The 22,236-nt window shown below is 46.8% G+C and carries 17 protein-coding genes; all 17 read right to left on the reverse strand.

Annotated elements, in window-relative coordinates; all coding sequences use genetic code 11:
- Window positions 1–200: 200 nt before the first annotated feature.
- A complete protein-coding gene (locus QUA16_RS27380; RefSeq protein ID WP_333109550.1) occupies window positions 201–788 on the reverse strand; it encodes a transposase in 588 nt (195 codons plus the stop codon).
- Window positions 789–887: 99 nt separating this feature from the next.
- On the reverse strand, window positions 888–1,355 hold the full coding sequence (locus QUA16_RS27385; protein WP_333181486.1) for a transposase family protein: 468 nt from the start codon (window positions 1,353–1,355) through the stop codon (window positions 888–890).
- Between the two features lie 328 nt (window positions 1,356–1,683).
- On the reverse strand, window positions 1,684–2,748 hold the full coding sequence (gene hypE, locus QUA16_RS27390; protein ID WP_333109546.1) for a hydrogenase expression/formation protein HypE: 1,065 nt from the start codon (window positions 2,746–2,748) through the stop codon (window positions 1,684–1,686).
- A 160-nt stretch (window positions 2,749–2,908) separates the two neighbouring features.
- The gene (gene hypD, locus QUA16_RS27395) at window positions 2,909–4,045 is read right to left on the reverse strand and encodes a hydrogenase formation protein HypD (protein ID WP_333109544.1); all 1,137 of its coding nucleotides are present in this window, start codon (window positions 4,043–4,045) and stop codon (window positions 2,909–2,911) included.
- 511 nt (window positions 4,046–4,556) lie between these two features.
- Window positions 4,557–5,630, reverse strand: coding sequence for a transposase (locus QUA16_RS27405; RefSeq protein WP_333181488.1), 1,074 nt, complete (start codon window positions 5,628–5,630; stop codon window positions 4,557–4,559).
- 302 nt (window positions 5,631–5,932) lie between these two features.
- A complete protein-coding gene (locus QUA16_RS27410) occupies window positions 5,933–6,979 on the reverse strand; it encodes a dihydroorotate dehydrogenase-like protein (protein WP_333107960.1) in 1,047 nt (348 codons plus the stop codon).
- Between the two features lie 75 nt (window positions 6,980–7,054).
- Window positions 7,055–10,723, reverse strand: a complete 3,669-nt coding sequence (nifJ, locus tag QUA16_RS27415; protein WP_333107962.1) for a pyruvate:ferredoxin (flavodoxin) oxidoreductase — start codon at window positions 10,721–10,723, stop codon at window positions 7,055–7,057.
- Window positions 10,724–11,110: 387 nt separating this feature from the next.
- Window positions 11,111–11,395: a HypC/HybG/HupF family hydrogenase formation chaperone gene (locus QUA16_RS27420; RefSeq protein ID WP_333107963.1), complete on the reverse strand. Its 285-nt coding sequence runs from the start codon at window positions 11,393–11,395 to the stop codon at window positions 11,111–11,113.
- Between the two features lie 2 nt (window positions 11,396–11,397).
- The gene (gene hypF / locus QUA16_RS27425) at window positions 11,398–14,139 is read right to left on the reverse strand and encodes a carbamoyltransferase HypF (RefSeq protein WP_333107964.1); all 2,742 of its coding nucleotides are present in this window, start codon (window positions 14,137–14,139) and stop codon (window positions 11,398–11,400) included.
- On the reverse strand, window positions 14,133–15,029 hold the full coding sequence (gene hypB, locus QUA16_RS27430; RefSeq protein WP_333107965.1) for a hydrogenase nickel incorporation protein HypB: 897 nt from the start codon (window positions 15,027–15,029) through the stop codon (window positions 14,133–14,135). The genes hypF and hypB overlap by 7 nt, the downstream gene beginning before the upstream one ends.
- A 1-nt stretch (window position 15,030) precedes the next feature.
- Window positions 15,031–15,372, reverse strand: coding sequence for a hydrogenase maturation nickel metallochaperone HypA (gene hypA, locus QUA16_RS27435; protein WP_333107967.1), 342 nt, complete (start codon window positions 15,370–15,372; stop codon window positions 15,031–15,033).
- Between the two features lie 90 nt (window positions 15,373–15,462).
- On the reverse strand, window positions 15,463–15,954 hold the full coding sequence (locus QUA16_RS27440) for a hydrogenase maturation protease (RefSeq protein WP_333107968.1): 492 nt from the start codon (window positions 15,952–15,954) through the stop codon (window positions 15,463–15,465).
- Between the two features lie 105 nt (window positions 15,955–16,059).
- Window positions 16,060–17,496, reverse strand: a complete 1,437-nt coding sequence (locus QUA16_RS27445) for a Ni/Fe hydrogenase subunit alpha (protein ID WP_333107969.1) — start codon at window positions 17,494–17,496, stop codon at window positions 16,060–16,062.
- 77 nt (window positions 17,497–17,573) lie between these two features.
- Window positions 17,574–18,122: an oxidoreductase gene (locus tag QUA16_RS27450; protein WP_333107970.1), complete on the reverse strand. Its 549-nt coding sequence runs from the start codon at window positions 18,120–18,122 to the stop codon at window positions 17,574–17,576.
- Complete coding sequence (gene hoxU, locus QUA16_RS27455) at window positions 18,110–18,826, reverse strand: bidirectional hydrogenase complex protein HoxU (RefSeq protein WP_333107971.1); 717 nt, start codon at window positions 18,824–18,826, stop codon at window positions 18,110–18,112. The genes QUA16_RS27450 and hoxU overlap by 13 nt, the downstream gene beginning before the upstream one ends.
- Before the next feature lie 7 nt (window positions 18,827–18,833).
- Window positions 18,834–20,462 (reverse strand): NuoF family protein, encoded by a 1,629-nt coding sequence (locus QUA16_RS27460; protein ID WP_333107972.1) that lies wholly within the window; start codon window positions 20,460–20,462, stop codon window positions 18,834–18,836.
- Window positions 20,463–20,547: 85 nt separating this feature from the next.
- Window positions 20,548–21,102, reverse strand: a complete 555-nt coding sequence (hoxE, locus tag QUA16_RS27465; protein WP_333107973.1) for a bidirectional hydrogenase complex protein HoxE — start codon at window positions 21,100–21,102, stop codon at window positions 20,548–20,550.
- Window positions 21,103–22,236 lie beyond the last annotated feature (1,134 nt).

Genomic DNA, 22,236 nt, shown 5'->3' on the forward strand with positions numbered 1-22,236 from the left:
CTCATGATGGTCTCGGATGATTCACTTTTACCCCCTCAATCCGCCTATGTGCCAGTTCGGGGTGCGGAATGTGGGATTTAGGATTACTATAGTAATGCTGTCATGCAAGGGACAACGCTGAAAATGAAATCGGCCAAAAAGTATATTGTTCGTCCTAAAGAATCAAAAAGGCTCTCCTGAAATTGTGGTTATAATTTTATCTAATCAGAGAAGCAAGCTAATACGCGATTCCTGAAATTATTAAAATTAGAAAAGCCATATCCTTGGCGCATTATCAACTTAATTCGATTGTTGATTCCCTCCATAACTCCACTTGTTGTGCGATTAAGAAAGTAGTTGCAAATACCCTCAAAATGATTTTCAATCGTTGATGCAGATTCTCTAAAAAATACTTGTGCATGATTTAGCCATTCTTTAATTTTTGCCTGCCCTTCTTTGACGGTCAAATTAGTCTCATATATTTTTCTAAATTTTTCTTTCATCTCATACGCAATTCTCAAGCATTCTGATTTACCTAGTGCCATCTCTAATTGCTCAATCTGAAGAGGATTCAAGTTTATTCGATTACTTAACAATAAATATTTACTTTTCCTATCTGTTATTCCGGCTGCTCTGCGTAATTTATTCAAATCTTTATTAACTACTTTCATCACAGGAAAACGATCGATAATAATTTTGGCGTTTGGAAATACTTTTTTGATAACTTTAGGAAACCCTCCCCACATATCAACACTCACTTCCTCAACTTTCTCTCGAACCTCAATTGCTTGTTGCACTTCTGACTTCAATGATTTCTTCACAGCGATGAGAATCAATCATCTCAATTAAATTACCTTCGGAAATGTGCCCAACAACAGTCACAAAATTTCCTTGACCTTTCCGCATACTTATTTCGTCGAGACAAATTCGTTTAACCTGTTCCCAATTCGGTTTTTTTTCTGCTTATTTTTCTGCTCAAATATTCCTTTTATTTCGTCATAACTCAGTCCTTCTTCTCGTCCAATTTGCTCCATGCTCGATTGTTTGACACGCTCATAAATATTTTGTTCGTATCGTTGAGTATGCCGTCTTTTAATGTCCCAAAAATCTACTTTTTCTGTGGGATATCGTTGGCAATTAGAACAGTAAAACTGCCGTCGCGGCACTTTTAAATACACAGGACGACCAAACAATGGCAAATCTCTTACTAAGATTGGTCGATTCTGATGCAATTGTTCGGTATAATTTTGACAGTGATGACAAACCATACTTTCTCCTACAATTCTCAGTCCTAATAAAATTTTTCCATCAATTTGAGTACAACTTTCAACCTTCACTCCAGGCAAGTCTAATATATAATCCAAATAAAAGTCCATGAGAATAAATGTATTGTTTGTTACATTATACACCATAAAGTCAGGAGAGCCATCAAAAAGAAAGTATCAGAGGCAGAGTACCTTTGGCAGCAGTATAGATAGCCAACAATGGGTTACATACCTAGACAAATATACCCCAGCAGTTCAATAGTTAATGAAATTAACCCCGAATAAGCACCACTTTTATCCACGGGGTATGAGGGGTGTAACTCAGATTATGCCTAGCTTTTAGCTCTCTTTTTCACCCTCCAGCTATTATTAAATAGTTCAGATTGCTCAAATTTTGGGTAGTCATATCAGTGAGCTTCCCTTCTCAACTTCACGGGAATCAGCAAATTCTAGGAAGCTGTTCACCGCTCAACATTTCCAGGAGGCGATCGACTCCAATTTTGCTGTTGAGAATGACAGATTTAGCGGGTTGCTCTCTCACCTCACCGATCGCACAAGCTGTTTTTGCGTCTCCTCTCTTTTCCTGATCGGCCTCCATAATCCCCCGTGCTCGTTCCGCATCGGAAGAGGGGACAAATGCGATGAATCGTCCTTCATTTGCAATATATAGCGGGTCGAGTCCCAAGAGTTCACAGGCTCCGCGAACATCCTCACGCACGGGGATTTTTCGTTCGTCAATGTTTATCGCTACATTTGCTGCTGATGCGATTTCATTCAGTGCACTGGCTAGCCCACCTCGCGTTAAATCCCGTAAGCAGTGAATTTCGATGTTCGCACTCAGAAGTTCACCCACTAAATCTCCTAGAGGAGCTGAATCACTTTCAATGGTTGTTTCAAACTCCAATCCTTCACGCAGTGCCATAATGGCAATTCCATGTCTGCCAATATCTCCACTCAGAAGAATGATATCCCCAGGTTGAACTGAGGTGGGATTAATTCTCTGGTTGTGTTCGAGAATGCCAACACCTGCGGTATTGATAAAAATACCATCTCCTTTTCCGCGATCGACCACTTTAGTGTCACCAGTCACAATCTTGACGTTGGCGGAATCAGCAGCTTGTTTGATAGATTGGACAACGCGCCATAGCGTTTCCATCGGCAGTCCTTCTTCTAGAATGAAGCCCAAGCTGAGATAGAGTGGGCGTGCGCCTGCCATTGCTAGATCGTTGACTGTGCCATGAATGGCTAGCGAACCAATATCACCACCGGGAAAGAATAGAGGACGCACAACATAGGAATCAGTGGTGAAGGCGATGCGATGACTAGAGAGCGACAAGACAGCAGCATCATGTTGAACATCATTCGGTGAGCCGAAAATCGGCAGAAACATCTGCTCAATTAACTGATGCATCAATCGCCCACCGCCACCGTGTGCGAGGAGTATGGTTGGGTACTGCTGAATTGGAATCGGACACGATAGGGTAAAGTTTTTAAGACCAGTCATTCGATTTTAGATTTTAGATTTTAGATTTTGGATTGACTTGCGCGAGATAAATTCGGGGGCTTGAGGATTTTAGATTTTAGATTTTGGATTGATTCCACGGATAAATCACGTGGCGGGTACCACCTTTGAAATTCTTGGTCATGATGAATGTATGCCAAAGCTAGCTGAGGGTTACTGGCGATCGCTGTCGATAACGGTAGTAGGCAGCGCAGGCTCCCTCGGAGGAAACCATCGGTGCCCCTAAAGGATGTTCGGGAGTACAGCGAGTGCCGAAGGCTGGACAATCATGAGGTTTACGGATGCCTTGAAGGATTAGTCCGCTGATGCACTCGGACGAAACAGGGGGATGGGGAGATGTGGATATGGGGAGGAGTCCTTTGTTGTGAACATCGAAGGCGGCATACTGTTCGCGTAGTCCTAACCCGCTTTGAGAAATCTCACCCAAGCCACGCCAGCAGCGAGGGACAACTTCAAACACGTCCTGGATGAGATGCTGTGCTGCTTCATTGCCCTGCCTGCGAACCGATCGCGCATACTGATTTTCAACTTCTGCTGTACCCTCTTCCAGTTGTTTGATGCACAAGTATATTCCTTGCAAAATGTCAATAGGTTCAAATCCCGTGACTACAATTGGAACGCGATACTTGGGCGCGATCGCTTCATACTCTCGATACCCCATTACCGTACAAACGTGCCCTGCCGCCAGAAAGCCCTGCACCTGGCACGTTGGAGAGGATAAAATCGCTTCCATTGCTGGAGGAACAAGCACATGGGACACCAGCAGTGAAAAGTTGGTCACTCCCTGTTGCTGAGCCTGGTACACTGCCATTGCGGTTGCTGGGGCGGTTGTTTCAAAGCCTACTGCAAAAAATACAACTTGTTTGCCAGGATTGTTTTGGGCGATTTTCAGGGCATCCAGTGGAGAATAAACCATGCGGACATCGCCACCCAATGCTTTAACTGTGAGTAAATCAGAGGGACTAGAGGCGGTATCGCTAATCGCCGATCCCGGTACGCGCAGCATATCCCCAAAGGAGCAAAAGATAACGTTCGGTAGGGCAGCTAGTGCGATCGCTTCATCAATAATCTCAGCCGATGTGACGCATACGGGACACCCCGGGCCATGAATTAAGGTGATTGTTTTGGGTAAAAGAGTATCAATGCCAAATTTAACAATTGAGTGAGTTTGTCCTCCACAGATTTCCATGATGCTCCAGGGACGGGTGGCGATGGAATCGATCGCGTCAGCATACTGCTGAGCCAGTTGGGCATCTCGATATTCGTCAACAAATTTCATCCGTTCAATCCTCCTGCTGTTGACACTCCGCTGGCTAAAGCCGAGGGGATTCTTGATTCGCAGAATCAACTTGCCGATGCAGAATTACTTCAACATCGGTAGCGGTCAATTCTCCACAAGCGTTAGGATCTAAGATCCAAGTTCCGACGTGCCCCGCCGTACTCAATCCCCGACTTAGGATGTTTTTGGCTGCATTCCAATCCCTTTGACATACTCCCCTGCCTAAAGGCGAGAGGATTCTTAACACTTCATCGACCAATGCTACCGAAGTAGTCTTACGAGCGCCTCCATGTTCATTTTAAGTCGTGGCAATGCCCTATCCCGACTATATGTATCGTTTTGTTTAAAAAACATTAACAATACTTTGTTTTGCTTCCAGGTTGGATTTTAACCATTGCCCTTCAGTCTTTCCCTATTACTGGATCAGTCCCGGTTTCAACTCAAGATGAGTATATATCGCTGCAATCTTAGGTGGGGATTTCAACCAATTAAACTATAGCATAAAGCCGTCCTAAAAGGACGGGGCTTGCATCCCATTTTCTCGGTCAATTACGCACCCACACCGACAAGCGTGAGTTCGCGTTGACAGACTTTTCTTGACAACTGTCCCACAGCTAGAGCATTCTTGACTTGTTCCATTGGCTGGCACGGCAATTGTAATTCTTCCGAATACTTTGCCCAAATATTCCATCCACACTCGAAACATATACAAAGATGCGTCGTTAATCGATTTAGCTAAGCAGTGATTCTTCACCATGTTTTTGATTCTCAAATCTTCATAGACTACACAGTCGTTGGACTGGATGACGGATCTTGCCAACTTCACGGCAAAATCTTTGCGTTGTCTAGTTATTTTGAGGTGGCGTTTCCCTAGAATCACTCTCGCTTTTTTTCTGTTTTCTGAACCCTTGACTCGCTTTGAAACTCGTCTTTGGGCTTTCTTTAATCTGCGCTCTCCTTTGCCCAGGAAGCGCGGATTATCAACTGCAACGCCATTAGAGTCTGTGTAGAACTCTTTTAAACCAACGTCTAACCCGATGGCGCTGCCTGTAATTTCAACCTTCTCGGAACGGTCAACTTGAACGCAAAACTGGACGTAATATCCATCGGCTCGTTTGACTAAGCGCACTCGCTTAATTTGACTGCGCTGATAGAAATGTAAGTCGCGAGTTCCTTTCAGTTTGAGTTTCCCGATTCCTTTTTTGTCAGTAAAAGTGATAGATTTCCGATCATCAGCCATCCGCCATCCCGTAGTCTTGTATTCAACCGAGCGGTTGTCTTTCTGAAATTGCGGGAATCCTTTTTTACCACGAACTTTCTTCTTGCAGTTATCGTAGAATCGGGAGATTGCCGACCACGCTCTTTCTGAGCTAGATTGTCGAGCCATGCTGTTCAAGTCATCGCAAAACGTCCATTCTTTAGCTAAAACAGCGCTGTACTTATTTAAGTCATACTTATCGACTTTTTCGTTCTCCATCCAAAAGTGCAATGCTTTGTTACGGATGAATTGTACTGTTCTAATTGCTTCGTCTACAGCGGCAAATTGCTGCTTTTTCCCGTATGCTTTGAATTCAAAAACTAGCATGACTTCGACCTCATCACGATACTTCTTATGCTAACAACATCGGCTTAATAAGCTGTGTTGCATCTAGATTGCCTATGGTATTAGAGAGGGAGAGGGGGAGAAGAGGAGAGGGGGAGAGGATTTGACGATTGTTGATCGGGACTCGAAATATACAATTTAAATGCACAACAGCTTATACCTCAAATAGTTCATAAAGATTTCCATAGTTGCACTCTACAGCGCAATCCTGAAATCCAACAAAAGAAACTGGGAGGCTAAAGCCTCCTTCTGCCTTTCATCCCCGGACTAAAGTCACGGGGTTTTCATGCTCGATCTTTATAAACAACATAAGCCGTCTCAGCCAGTACAGGAGGTTTGGGCGTGTATGTTTGAATCGCTTTCATGTACTGCACCCGTTCAAACTCACTAGGATTCGGGCAGTAACATTGGCTCATAATGCCTTGCATTTCACGGACGGAGGTGTAATCGTGTTCTTGCATCCACTGCCGTAGTTCCTGTTCAATCTCCTGGAGATGGTTAATCCCATGCCGCAGCAGAGCACTCACAATCATTGTTACTTTGGCTCCTGCCATTAGCATTCGCACCACATCAACCCCTTTCTGAATGCCGCTTGTTGCTGCAAAATCAGCAGCAATGCGCCCATACAAGATGGCAATCCACCGCATCGGCAAACGCATCGCTTGAGGGGTACTCAGAAGAACGTTGGGTCGCACTTCCAATTCTTCCACATCAATGTCCGGCTGGTAGAAGCGATTAAATAACACCAGCGCATCTGCTCCTTCCCTCGTCAACTGATGCGCCATATTCGCTAAATTGGTGAAATAAGGGCTGAGTTTCACGGCAACCGGAATTGTCACACTTGCTTTCACTGCCTTGAGAATATCCAAATATTGCTGCTCGATCGCTTCACCTGTTAGATGAATTTCGGTAGGAATGTAGTAGATGTTGAGTTCTAGTGCATCTGCTCCAGCTTGCTCAATTTGACGGGCGTAGTTTGTCCAACCTCCTAGAGTCGAGCCGTTGAGACTGGCAATGATGGGAATATTCACTCTCTCTTTGGCTTTGCGAATATGCTCTAGATAAAGCGCAGGCCCTACATGAAAAATTTCGGGTTCAGGAAAGTAGGTGAGTGCTTCAGCATAGCTTTCGGTACCCTGTTGCAGATGGTGGTGCATTGTCAACATTTCCTGCTCAATTTGCTCCTCGAAGAGTGAGTGCAGGACGACGGCGGCAGCTCCAGCATCTTCCATTCGCTTGATATTATCGATATCTTCGGTTAGAGGAGCTGCTGCACCAATTACCAGGGGCGATCGCAATTCCAATCCCATATAAGTTGTGGTTAAATTCATGATTTCTCCTTATTACGATGCCTGAGAAAAATACCCAATTTCAGGGCGCACGGTTGTGCGCCCCTACAATAGTGTTTACTGGTTTGCAGGTTCTGACTGTTTGTCAGGGTTGGGAGGAACAGGGTTTCCGTCGTGATGTCCGTTGGGTTTGCCCTGGTGCTGGGCTGCCAAGTATTGATACATTTGCCAACGAGTATTGACATCCGCCTGAGCGAGTTCTACTAACCTTTTTGCATCTTCTGGTTTAGTGCGGGTTAGCATCTTGAAACGGTTTTCGCTGTACATTGCCTGCTCAACCGATATCTTGGGCGATCGCGAATCCAAAATCAGTGGATTTTCACCCCGTTCAGTCCGACGCGGATCGTAACGATAGAGCAACCACCGCCCCGATTCGACTGCCGCCTTCTGCTGCTGCATTCCCGTTGTCATATCAATGCCGTGAGCAATGCAGTGCGAGTAGGCAATAATTAACGAAGGGCCATTGTAAGATTCCGCTTCCAGGAACGCTTTGAGCGTGTGTTCATCCCGCGCTCCCATCGCGACACTGGCAACATAGACACTGCCATAGGTCATTGCCATGAGTCCCAAATCTTTCTTGGGTGCAGGCTTACCTCCGGCGGCGAACTTCGCAACCGCACCTCTGGGTGTGGCTTTGGACATCTGCCCACCTGTATTGGAATACACTTCTGTATCCAATACCAGAATGTTGACATTGCGACCACTAGCAATGACGTGATCGAGTCCACCATAGCCGATGTCATAGGCCCAACCGTCACCACCAATCAGCCAGACGCTCTTTTTGACTAGGTAATCGGCGAGGGATTTTAGAGTTTGGATTTTAGATTTGAGATTTTGCTCTCCCTCTAACTGATTGCACCATTCCTCTAGGTGTTGTTTGAGGATAGCTACCCGTTCGCGTTGCTCGACGATATCGGCTTCGTCCTTTTGTTCTGCATTGAGAATGGCGGATGCTAAGTCAACCGGAATTGGGGAACTGCCATTCATACTGCTCGATAGCTCTTGCAGGAGTTCTCTGGCATATTCCATTTGCTTGTCGATCGCAACTCGGAAGCCTAAGCCAAATTCTGCATTATCTTCAAATAGTGAGTTTGACCATGCTGGCCCGCGCCCTTCCGCATTGTGCGTCCAGGGGGTTGTTGGCAAGTTACCCCCATAGATAGATGAGCATCCTGTCGCATTCGCGACTAACATACGATCGCCAAACAGTTGCGTTACCAGTTTGATGTAGGGCGTTTCACCGCAACCGGCACAGGCACCGGAGAACTCAAATAAGGGTTCCTGCATCTGTTGCTGAGCAATCTTGTGCAAATTCAGTTGGGTGCGATCGGGGTTCGGTAAGTTGAGGAAGTAGTTCCAGTTTTCCCGTTCCTGGTCTCGCAAGGGTAACTGGGGAGCCATGTTAATCGCTTTCTTCCTGGGTTCGGCTCTGTTCTTTGCCGGACAAACATCGACACAAATCCCGCAACCCGTGCAGTCTTCAGCCGCCACTTGAATCGTAAATTTCAGATTCGTCCAATCATGGTCTCTGGCATTGGCACTCTTAAACGTTTCCGGTGCATTGGCGAGTGCTTCTGGTTCATACACTTTGGAGCGGATTACGGCATGGGGACACACCATCACGCATTTGCCGCACTGCACACACACATCTGCATCCCACACCGGAATTTCCTGGGCAATGTTACGCTTCTCCCATTTCGAGGTACCACTGGGATAAGTGCCATCAATGGGCATAGCACTCACTGGGAGATCATCTCCCTGCCGTGCCATCATCTTGCCGAGTACGTCTCGAACAAATGCTGGGGCAGTATCGGAAACCGGGGAGGGCGATTCTTCTACCTGAGTGGAAATGGCGGATTGTTGATAATTCTGATACTCGACTTCGTATAGATTATCCAGGGTGCGATCGACCGCTTTCAAATTCATTTCAACAATCGCCTCACCCTTCTTGCCGTAAGTCTTGCGGATGGATTGCTTGATGCGTGCGATCGCTTCTTCACGAGACAACACGCCGGCAACGGCAAAGAAACAAACCTGCATCACGGTGTTGATGTGCCTGCTCATGCCTGTATCACGCGCCACCTGAGAAGCGTTAATGACGTAGAATTTCAACTGCTTATCAACAATTTGCGCCTTCAGGCGCTCTGGTAATCGCATCCAGGTTTCTTCTGGATTGTAGGGACTGTTGAGCAAAAAGATAGCTTCCGGTTTTGCAGCATCCAGCAGATCGAATTTCTCGACAAATTCCCACTGATGGCAAGCGACAAAATTCGCACTGCTAACAAGGTAAGTTGAACGAATCAGTTCTGGGCCAAAACGCAAATGGGAAACCGTAACAGAACCGGATTTCTTGGAATCATAGACAAAGTAACCCTGAGCATAGTTGTCTGTTTCTTCGCCAATGATTTTGATCGAGTTCTTATTTGCGCCCACTGTCCCATCGGAACCCAAACCATAGAAAATTGCTCGCACTACATTATCGGGTTCAGTGGAGAAGCTGGGATCGTAGTTTAGTGATGTATGGGTGACATCATCGTAAATGCCAACAGTGAAATGATTTCGTGGCTGGTCACTTGTCAAATTATCAAATACAGCGTTCACCATTGCAGGGGTGAATTCTTTAGACGATAGACCGTAGCGACCCCCGACTACCTGAATATCCTGGCGGTTGCTTTCAACTAGCGCACTCAGGATATCAAGATATAATGGTTCACCGGTGCTGCCTGGTTCTTTCGCGCGATCGAGTACAGCGATCGCTTTTACACTTTCGGGCAGTGCAGCAACAAATTGACTGACACCAAATGGTCTGTACAAGCGAACTTTCAGTACACCTAGTTTTGCACCGCGAGCATTCAGGTAATCCACCGTTTCATGCACGGTTTCGCAACCCGAACCCATCAATACAATTGCTTGTTCCGCTGCTGGATCGCCGTAGTATTCGTAGAGTTGATACTGTCTCCCCGTCAGTTGGGCGAATTCATCCATCGCCTGCTGTACGATATCTGGACAGGCGTTATAGAATCGGTTAACCGTTTCCCGCGCTTGGAAATAAACGTCAGGATTTTGGGCTGTACCGCGAATCACTGGACGATCGGGTGTCAAGGCGCGATCGCGATGGGCCAGAATCCGTTCATCCGGAATGAAAGCGCGTAAATCGTCATCGGAGAGCAGTTCCACTTTTTGAATTTCGTGGGACGTGCGGAAACCATCGAAGAAGTGGAGGAAGGGAATACGAGATTCCAGTGTGGCACGAGTGGCGATCGCCGCCAAATCTTGCGACTCTTGCACCGAGGCTGAACAAAGCAACGCGCAACCAGTTCCTCGGACTGCCATTACATCACTGTGATCGCCAAAAATCGAAAGTCCCTGTGCCGCTAGCGATCGCGCCGCAATGTGAATCACCGCAGACGTTAGTTCACCCGCAATCTTGTATAAATTGGGAATCATTAGCAGCAAGCCTTGGGAAGCCGTAAACGTTGTAGTCAACGTTCCCGCCTGCAACGCTCCATGAACCGTTCCGGCTGCGCCTGCCTCACTTTGCATTTCCACAACCGACGGAACAGTTCCCCACACGTTAGGCTGTTCAGCCGATGACCAGGCATCCGCCCATTCCCCCATCGTTGAAGCCGGTGTAATAGGATAAATTGCGATAACTTCACTGAGTCGGTAGGCAACGCGAGCAACAGCTTCGTTACCGTCTATCGTTACAAAAGTTTTTAATAGCATTGCCTACTCCTCTTTTTGTGGTTACAGACGTTCAGTTTGTTCGTTCTTTGCCAACCTGTTTCATCTTTAGGCTATAGATCAATCGTGAGGATTTTGTGAGGATTACAATAAAATATGCACTAAAGATAAATGGATTGAAATAGAACATCCTACGGGATCTCTCCCAGTACCGTATCATTGGTAACAAGTTAAGACTTAATTGCATTTGTCAATCCGTAATATTACTCAAAAAACTGCTTTTTTAGGAGTGGAAAATTCACGATTTGAGAGAAAGTAGGTATAAATATCATGGGAGGCATGATTCCTCGACCGCCCCAATCTCAGTTTGATGCCCAAAATCCTAGTAAAGGTTGAGCAGAATTGCTGATTTACAAATGCTTTTTTAGCTTAACTTGTTATCAATTGTACCATATTAACTGCCGATTGTTCAACTTGAAGCTGATTCAAATAAGTTAAAGTTTCTTCTGCTTCTTCCTGGTCAACAATACTGAGTGCAAAACCCACATGCACAATGACGTAATCACCAATTTTTACGTCTGGTACATAAGCGAGGCTAACTTCTTTGATAATGCCGCCAAAGCTGACTTTACCTGTGCGCCAGAGCGAGGAGTTTCCATTGCGCTCTGAATTTTCCTCAATACCGATTACTTTACCTGGTACGGCAAGACACATTTTCACGCCCCTCCTGATTGATTTTGCAAAGCTCGTAATGCAGCCATAATTTGTCCAGCCGCAATGCCTCCATCATTGCTTGGAATTCGGTGATGCCAATAAATTGAGAAACCCTCTGTATTGAGTCGAGCGATCGCACGTTCTAGTAAATAACGATTTTGAAAACAACCGCCCGTTAACACAATTTGTTCAACACCGACTCGGTTAGCGATCGCCACCATTCCCTCGATTAACGTGTTGTGAAACTTTGCCGCAACGATTTCTTGAGAAATCTGCTCGTGAATGTCATCGAGAATGGCATTGAGCATCGGTGAATAATCGAGAATCATAGGAGAGTGTACAGGACACAGCAACTCATACGGATAAGCTTCATCCGTCTTGAAGCCATTAGTCGCAAACTCCAGTTGCATCGCGGCTTGCCCTTCAAAACTGGCTTGTTGACACAACCCCAACAAGGCAGCGATAGCATCAAACAAGCGTCCGGCACTCGACGTTTTTGGAGTATTCAACCCTCTTTGCAACATGGTCTGCAAGACTTTAAGTTCTTGCTTTGAGAATGATTGAAGAGGGGCTAACTCCGACATTTCAAACGCCCGATTTCCCAAGCATTCGTAGAGCAATCCCAAAGCGCATCGTCGAGGTTCTTTGACTGCCTGTTCTCCTCCAGGTAATGGGAACGATCGCAGATGAGCCATTCGTTCAAATCCGTTAGCTGGAATGTGTAGAAACTCACCTCCCCAAATCGTGCCGTCTAAACCATAACCTGTTCCATCCCAGGCAATTCCCAACACGGGGGGTTCCAGTTGATTGTCCACCATGCAAGATAGGACATGAGCATAGTGATGCTGCACTGGAATTACGGCTGTAGAAGTACCAAAGGCAGAGGGCAGAGGGCAGAGGGCAGAAGGAAAGCGTTTCTGTTCAGTTGCCCCAGTTGCCTGCTTGCTCTCTGCCTTCACTTCAATCAAAGCATTGGCAAATTGAGTCGAGTAGTAGTCTGGATGAGCATCACAAGCGATCGCGGTGGGCTCAACCTCATAGATATTGAGTAGATGGTGAATTGCTTCTTGAAAGCGATCGATTGTTGATAAATTATCGAGATCGCCGAGATGCTGGCTCATCAAAATTTGATGATTGAGATACAGCGCCACGGTATTTTTTAAATGAGCGCCAACAGCAAGGATGACGGATGAATTATGAGAGGTTAATTTCGATGGTGGTGTAATGGGAAAGGGAGCATAGCCTCTGGCACGACGCAGAACGATTGGTCGATCTGCACGAATCGATCTAACCCCCCTTAATCCCAGGGCTGTTTCATTCTCTGTAGGGGCCGTGCCCCCGTGCCGGCCCTCTTGGTCTGAGCTGCCGCTCGAATCCTCTAGGTCGGGGGTAGGCACGGGGGCATTACCCCTACAAAATTCATGTTTTTGGTGAGCATGAAACAGCCCGGCCCTTAATCCCCCCTTAGTAAGGGGGGAAACTTGCTCTTGCTCCCTCCCCTTAGTAAGGGGAGGGCTGGGGTGGGGTTTAAAGTCTTCATGCACAACGATTGGTCGATCGCAAACCACCCGCACGATGGAATCGTCAACAGGACGTGCGATCGGGCGATCGTGAACTAAGAACAAATCGGCAATATCCTGTAATCGGTTCAGCGCATCTAATTCATCCGTACAAATCGGTTCGCTAGAAAGATTTCCACTCGTCGCGACAATCGGAAAACCGAGTTCTGACAGCAAGAGATGATGCAACGGCGTGTACGGTAGCATCACCCCTAAATAGGGATTGTCGGAAGCAACGGAGGGAGCAATTGTAGATTTGAGATTTTGGATTTTAGATTGAAGAAGAACAATCGGTGCTTCGGAAGAACACAGTAATTTTTCTTCCTCTTCAAAAACCTGACAGTGTTCGCGGATGAGCTCTAACGAAGGATACATTAACGCAAGGGGCTTATCAGGTCGCCGTTTGCGATCGCGGAGGGTTCTCACGGCAGTCTCATTGCCAGCATCCACAACTAGATGAAATCCGCCTAATCCCTTAATTGCCAGAATTTTACCCTGACGAATAGCATTTGCCGTTTGCTGCAGTGCCTCATCATGGCTTGCTAACGTCTTACCTTGACGATCCCAAAGTTCTAAATGGGGGCCACAAGTCGGGCAAGCGTTGGGTTGAGCGTGAAAGCGTCGATCCAGAGGGTTCTCGTACTCTGCATGGCACTCCCGACACATTTGAAATCGCTGCATCGTGGTGTTCGGGCGATCGTAGGGAAGCGATCGCAAGATGCTGAATCGAGGGCCGCAGTGCGTACAGTTGGTGAAGGGATAGTGATAGCGACGGTTGGCAGGATCGTAAATTTCGTGCAGACAGGCTGGACAGGTTGCGAGATCGGGCAGAATCAGTGCCGATTTAGGAGTGGCGATTGAGGAATGAGCCGCATCTGATGGATGAATGTCAAACTCGGTGTATCCTGCAAGGCTCATCCACTGAGCTTCTATGTGCTGTAAAAAGGCATGGGGCGGCTTGTCTTGATCCAGTCGTTTCTGGAAAACCTGAAGCTGTTCGATAGTACCCTCAATATCGATCGAGACTCCGCGATCGGTATTTTTCACCCAGCCCACAACCCCCACGTCTTTTGCCAAGCCGTAAACGAATGGGCGAAAGCCGACTCCCTGCACGATGCCTTCTACAGTCAAGCGCAGCCGACGTTTGGTTGAGTTTTGTATAAACTCTGATACTGTGGTCACCATAGCCGCTTCTCCTGATGACTTGCACAGACTATTGAATTGGCAGTTCCCAGGTAGCCATACCAGGCTTCCATTCCCTGTCCAGTTCGAGCAGAAACTTCAAAGAGTGTTGCTTGGGGTGCGACGCGCTGAATGTTAGCAATAGCCGATTCTCTCTCGAACCCCACGGCTTCTGCAATGTCGATTTTGTTAATCAGAACGACATTTGCCGTTTTGAACATTGTGGGATACTTTAAAGGCTTATCCTCACCTTCCGTCACGGATAGCAACACGACTCGCATCGCTTCGCCTAAGTCATAGCTAGCCGGACAGACTAAGTTACCCACATTTTCAATAATTAACACATCTAAAGCATCCAGATCGAGCTTCTGCATTGCCCGTGACACCATATCAGCTTCTAGATGGCACGCATTCCCGGTGGTAATTTGCACGGCGGGCGCACCAGCACGGCGTAGGCGCTGAGCATCATTGTCTGTTTCTAAATCACCCACAATCACACCAATCCGTAAGGGGTGTTGCAGGGTTGTTAATACGCGACTGTTCAAATCCTGCACCATTCGCTCAATCAGTGCTGTCTTCCCCGAACCGGGCGAGGAGAGAATGTTGAGCGCCAGCAGCCCTTTTGCCTGAAAATATCCCCGATTGCGTTCTGCTAAGCGATCGTTTTTCGACAACAGGGATTCATGAATAGCAATGGTGTGTGAAATGTGCGATCGCTCTTGCGGATCGTGATGGTGTCCTTTTCCATTACCCGTGAAATCCGGGTGAGGATGTTGATGCTCATGTCCGCGATCGTGAGAATGAGAATGTTCGTGCAGATGGGAATCTTCGTGATGAGTAACCCCATCAATCGCAACTGCTCCAACCTGGCTGCAACCACAATCTTGACACATACTAAGAAACCTCCAGTGAAACAAGTTCGAGTTCTTTACCCTGACGGATTTCAGCGCAGAAGTGATGGCACTCAGGACACTCGTAAATCCAATCAGATGGCTGAAATTCACGTTGGCAATTTGGGCAATAGCAAATGGCTGGAATGGAATCAATGCTGAGTTGGGCGTGTTCAGCAATGGTTCCCTGGGTCACAACATCAAACGCAAAGGCTAATGCTTCTGGCTCCACTCCCGCCAATTGACCAATACGTAATGTCATGCGGTGAATTTGATCTGCACCCTGACGTTTTGCGTACTCCAGAGCAATATCTAGTGTGTTTTGCATGATGCCAACTTCGTGCATATTAATTAGGAAGTGAAGGGGAAAAGGAAAAGGGGAAGTATCAAATAGTTTTCCTGAGAATCTCCTTTTGAGTTTGTTAAAACTCACTTTTCAAAGGGTCTTATCATAAATAGTAATCCTTCTGCTGCTCTGTTGAGAAATTAGTTGTTTAATCTTTACTAAAGCCAAGTCAACGTTCTTTTGTGTAACGGGAGAAAGGGTTTCACCAAAGGAAAAGTTAACGGCTGGAATCAAAATTTGGTAAGCAGTAGGAAGAGATTTATACAGGGCACAGGTTAAAGCCAGCATCGATCGCGGATCGGCATAGTGTCCCGTAAAGCTGGTGGCCGAATTCGGTGTAAGTTGTTCGATTTTGACCTCTGATAAGGTGGCAACCGCATCGACAAAAATGACGGTTTTAGCATGGGCGATCGCTTCAGCTAAGTCTGGTGTAAGCTGATGTACAGCAAGCGATCGCACATGATTAAAATTCCACTGAGCGACGGCTTCGGCAATCTGATAACCTGCTCCATCGTCACCCCGAATGGTGTTGCCATAGCCAATGATGAGATAGCTACTTTTTTTGTTACCAGTAATATTCAAAGACGACCTCCTTTGCTTATGGCGGAGAAATTAAACTAGGGCAGACTTTGAGAGGTCAGCAGTTCAGATTCCCGACTTCTTTTAGAGAAGTCGGGAATCTCGTCTTCAGCCTCTAGAAATCTCGTTCAATATCGTTCCATCGGGTGCAACCAGTTCAACGTGTAAAGGCATTTGTCCCGCCGCATGGGTGGAGCAAGATAAACAAGGATCGAAGCAGCGAATTCCTGCTTCAACACGATTTAGCAAGCCTTCGGGAATTTCATTGCCGTTGCTATTGCCATGAATATATTGTTTGGCGATTTGAGCAACGGTTTTGTTCATTGCTAGGTTGTTTTGTCCAGTCGCAATGATCAGATTTACCTTTTCAATCAAACCATTTTCATCAACTTTGTAATGATGGAACAAAGTACCGCGTGGTGCTTCGCTGACTCCGATCGCTTCGAGTTGATTCACCCCACCATGAGCGCGAATTCGATTGGATAGAATATCTGGATCGTCCATGAGCGCTTGGATTTTCTCCAAACAAGCCAGGATTTCAATCAATCGAGCATAATGGTAAAGGAATGAAGACGTGGCAACCCCACCAGCGCGATCGCGAAACTCATTTAACTCCCGATCGGCGGCTTCTGTACCGATGTAATTACACACATTGAGTCGAGCCAGTGGACCAACTCGATAGATGCCATCGGGATAGCCTAAGGGCTGGTAGTACGGAAATTTCAGGTACGACCATTTCTCAACGGCTTCGCCTAAGAATTCCTGATAGTTATCTTCGCTGAGGTTGTCAGCAATAATATTGCCTTGACTATCAGTAAAGCGGAGATGCCCACCGTAGTGTTCCCATTCACCATCCTTGCCGACAAGTCCCATGAATAACGAAGGGAATTCACCAAAGATGTTCACTTCATCTTTGAGTTGACCATCAATCATGCCTTTGAATAGCCCCAAAGCCAGATTGATAGTTGCCAATGATTCGGGCAAGCGATCGCAAATCCACTGTCTGCTTTCTTCCGAAAGAGGCGATCGCACCCCTCCCGGCACCGTCCAAGCCGAGTGAATCTTGCGTGCGCCCAACAGTTCGATGATATTTTGTCCAAATTGCCGTAGCCGGATTCCAGCTCTTGCCAGATCGGGATTGGCTTCAATCAAACCAAACACATTCCGTTTGGCTGGATCGCTATCCCAGCCCAACAAGAAATCGGGACTACTGAGATGAAAGAATGAAAGGGCATGAGATTGAGTAATCTGTGCCAGGTTCATCAATCGTCGCAGTTTCTCTGCAGCAATCGGAATTTTAACTGCCAGAATTTTGTCCCCAGTCTTCGAGGATGCTAGCAAGTGACTCACCGGACAAATGCCGCAAATCCGAGCAGTAATGCCTGCCATGTCTGTGAAAGGTCTGCCTTCACAAAACTTTTCAAATCCCCGATATTCCACGACATGAAACCGAGCATCTGAGACTTCACCCGCCTCATCCAGAAAAATTGAGATTTTAGCGTGTCCCTCAATGCGTGTAACAGGATCGATGACAACAGTCTTCATAGCACCTCTCTCTTCTCGTGGGCTGTCATTAGTCCGTTTTCATTTGCACCTAACCATCAACCATCAACCATCAACCATTACCCAAACTTAATCATGTCTCGCCCTTCCATGCGGGGTTTTTCCCCTTTGAGCAGAGGTTCAAGGGTTGCTCGAATGCGCTCAGCCGATGGCGGACATCCCGGCATATAGATATCAACTGGAACAACCTGATGCACGGGCAAGACGCGATCGAGCAATTCCGGTACAATTCCTGGCTCATGAGGCAGTTGCCGCCCCGTATCTGCCAATTCGATATAAGCGCGTTTGAGGACGGATTCAGTGCCCCCCAACATATTTCGCATACCAGGAATGTTTGCCGTGACGGCACAATCCCCAAAGGAAATTAGGATTTTGGTGCGTTGTCTGACTTGGTGGATCAGTTCCAGATTGTCTTCGTTGGCAACGCCTCCCTCAACCAGACAAACATCAACATTTTCGGGATATTCCTTCAAGTCCGAGCCAACGGGACTATAAACTACATCCACCTGCTGAGCGAGGTCAATCAACCACTCGTCTAAATCCAAAAACGACATGTGGCAACCGGAACAGCCTGCTAACCAAACGGTGGCAAATCTTATCTTGTCCATTCTTTTTTCTCCCGTGCCCTCACCAAAAATTCCAGCTTGTTGCGATCGCGTTCTTTCTCGCCAGTTGTTTCGCCTTTACGGAAAATCGATCCAGTAGGACAGGCATCGACACACTTCCCGCAGGAGGTACAGGCATCCACAGCGCCCCAAGGCTGATTCAGTCCCGATACGATGTAACAATTCTCGCCCCGTTGTGCCACATCCCACACATGGGCTCCCTCAATCTCATCGCAGACGCGCACGCAACGAGTACAGAGGATGCAACGATTGTGGTCGATACTAAATAGCGGATGCGAATTATCGACTTTGCGATCGGGGAAACGATAGGGGAAGCGAGAATGATCCATTCCCACTTCAATGGCAACATCCTGCAACTCGCAATTACCATTCGCTACACAAAAGGAGCAGACATGATTGCCCTCGGCAAATAGCAACTCAACAATCATGCGACGGTAGTCTTGCAGCTTGGGCGTGTTGGTAGAAACTTCCATCCCCTCAGCCACCTGAGTGACGCACGCAGGCGACAGCTTAGGTGTTCCTGCAATTTCTACCATGCACAGACGGCAAGCTCCGATATCTGTGACACCATCAAGGTGACATAGTGTAGGAATGGCGACTCCAGCCTCTTTTGCCGCTTGCAGGATGCTTGCGCCCTCTTCGATCGCCACATCAATCCCATCAATTTTGAGCGTTTTGACAGACATACAAACCTCACGAAGATTGCGAAACGGTGACTTTGCCGTTGTGTTCGACTGGAGATTGCAGCAAATCCAAATACTCCTGCTTGAAGTATTTCAACGTGCTGATCACCGGGTTGGGAGCAGTTTGACCCAACCCACACAGGCTCATTTCCTTAACCATGTAGCAGAGGGCTTCTAGCTGATCCAAGTCTTTCTGCGTCGCCTGACGGTTTGCGATCTTATTCAACAGCTCATAAAGCTGAACCGTTCCCGCACGGCAAGGAATGCATTTACCACACGATTCATCCCGGCAGAATTCCATGTAAAACCGAGCAACTTCCACCATGCTGGTGTCTTGATCCATCACCACCATCCCGCCCGATCCCATCATGGAACCGACAGCCATGAGGGAATCATAGTCAACTGGGGTATCCAGTAACGAGGCAGGAATACAACCACCGGAGGGGCCGCCTGTTTGTACCGTCTTTACTACTCCATCGGGAATCCCGCCTCCCATTTCTTCCACAATTTCTCGCAGAGTGATTCCCATCGGGACTTCAATCAATCCGTTGTTACGAATCTTCCCTGTCAGGGCAAAAATCTTGGTTCCTTTACTTTTTTCAGTGCCGATACTGGCATACCAAGCCGATCCCTGACGAATGATGGGAGAAATATTGGCAAAACTTTCCACGTTATTGATCAAGGTTGCACATCCCCACAAGCCTTTTTGAGCTGGGTAAGGGGGGCGAGGACGTGGATTACCTCGTCCGCCCTCGATCGATTGGATTAAAGCTGTTTCTTCACCGCAGACAAATGCTCCGGCACCAATCCGAATATCAACTTTGAAATCGAAGGGAGAGTCAAAAATTTGTGTGCCGAGGAGATTGTACTTCTTGGCTTGTTGAATTGCCTTTTGCAGGCGTTCAATGGCTAGGGGATATTCCGCTCGAACGTAGATATATCCATGATTGGCGCCAACGGCATAACCGGCGATCGCCATGCCTTCTAAGACTAAATGAGGATCGCTCTCCAAAACGCTGCGATCCATGAATGCACCGGGGTCGCCTTCGTCACCATTGCAGATGACGTATTTCTGATCTCCCGATACTTTGGCCACCGTTGCCCACTTGAGTCCTGTGGGATAGCCACCGCCACCCCGTCCCCGCAAGCCACTCTTAGTAACTTCCTCTACAACTTGGGTAGGGGTCATGTCATAGATGGCTTTATACAAGGACTGATAACCACCAACGGCAATATATTCCTCAATCCGTTCTGGATCGATTTTGCCGCTATGTTCCCGCACAATCCGCATTTGTCGAGCAAAAAAAGGATGCTGGGTATCGCCTTGGATGGGTTTGGCTGTCCCGCCATTGAGAGCATCAATGATGCTGGCGGCTTCTTCGGGCTTAACTTCTTCGTAGAGCGTGTTATTGGGTTCAATTTCTACTAGGGGGCCTCGTCCGCAGAACCCCATGCAACCTACACCAATGACTTCAACGCGATCGCTCAATCCGTGCTCTTTCACTGCGGTTTGCAGATTGGCTTGCACACCCAAAGAATTGGCAGCACGGCATCCCGTCGATGTACAGCAGTTGATACGAATGCTCTTTTGGCGCGATCGTTCCTGCTGAGCAATTTCCAATAATTCCGTTAAATTCATACTGAACCTATCTCCTCTCCGTTACGGCTTATCTGGGTTAGGTTATTTTTCCAATTCCAAGAGGCTAGGATATTGGGGCTTTGGGTCAGGCTTCCCAGGTGCGAATACGAGCCAGTACGGTTTCCGGCTCCTGTTTACCTGCCACAGTGCCATCGAAAACAACGGCTGGAGCAATACCACATGCTCCCAAACAGCGAGCTGCTATTAGTGAAACATTGCCATCTGGAGTTGTCTTGCCCCTTTCGATCCCCAGTTCTTTTTCCAATGTTTCCATTACTTTATTGCTACCTTTGACGTAGCACGCTGTTCCCAAGCAAACGACGCAGGTGTGAGTACCACTGGGTTTGAGAGAAAACAGGTGATAGAACGTTGCAACTCCGTATACTCGACTCAACGGCAGTTTGAGTCCCTTAGCGATGTAGATCAGGACATCTTCTTCCAGATAGCCAAAGGCTTCCTGTGCCTTATGCAGCACTTCAATTAAGGCATCTGGTTTGTACTGATTCCGCTTCATGGTCATATCCAATGCTTTAAAGCGGCGATCGCCACTGGCATGACCCTTGGCAGAAGGAGATTTAGCAGGGGATGCAACGCCAGCAACTGTCGAACGGTGTTGGTCTTGAAGAGGTGGGTAAGGCATATTAATTAACCCTCAATTACACTAACTTCAACCATTTGTAAGAATCCATAATTAAAATTTAAGCTCCTTAGAGGCTTGCTACTTTTGCAACATTTGTATTGCTTAACTTTCTTTGCTACAAACTTTTAGCCTTCTAAACCTATCTTATGATGTGACAAGTCATGAAGTCACAAATCACATAAATTTCTTCACAACTTGTCATGACTTTGCCTGGGGGCATTGGTGAAAAGTTAAGACTTAATTGCATTTGTCAATCAGTAATATTACTCAAAAAACTGCTTTTTTAGGAGTGGAAAATTCACGATTTGAGAGAAAGTACGTATAAATATCATGGGAGGCATGATTCCTCAACCGCCCAAATCTCAGTTTTATGCCCAAATCCGAGTAAATGTTGAGCATAATGGCTGATTGACAAATGCTTTCTTAGCTTAACTTGTTACCAATGGCCTGGGGGAGCACTTCATGCCAAATCCGCTATAATAGCCCGCTTTTTCTTTCCCATCTGTGGAAGACGCTCCGCCGGAGCATCTTCCACAGATGGGTGATAACGGGGTTCCAGGGGAATCACCAGCTAGAGCTAGTACAGCTAGGCGTAAATACACAGACTAAGCTGTTCTGCATCTAAATCGTATTTTTTGTGCGGGCTTTCTGGCCCAACCCCTACTCCCCACAAGAACTTTATCAAATTTTAGTTCACAGTTTAAATGTGCAACAGCTTATTAAACAGCCAAGACTTTACCCTTATAGAACCCATTTGAGATCTTTTTAGGCGGTGGCTAGTCTTTTAAGCATCAGTCTGATATAGCAATCCTAAATGATTCAGATAAATTTGTAGGGTAGTGCCTTTCTTTGCCTACCCCCTATCTATCGGGCAACCACGGGGAGATTGCCCCTACAATAATTATGCAAATGATTTAGGATTGCTATAAAGCAAATTATGATGCAATTATCTTAAACGGCAACTACAAGGAGAAAGAATAATGGCTGTTCTGGAATTTGTAAAACCCGGTGCTAAACTCGGTCAAATTATTCTGGCAGTCGATCTGACTGTTGCCGGTGCTGTCGATCGCATTTTAGCAAAAATTCAAGACTTAGGATATGGTCCAGAAATCCGCCATGTCAACTATCCGTCAG

Source organism: Microcoleus sp. S13_C3, assembly GCF_036700905.1.
In the GTDB taxonomy this organism is placed as follows: Bacteria; Cyanobacteriota; Cyanobacteriia; order Cyanobacteriales; family Microcoleaceae; genus Microcoleus.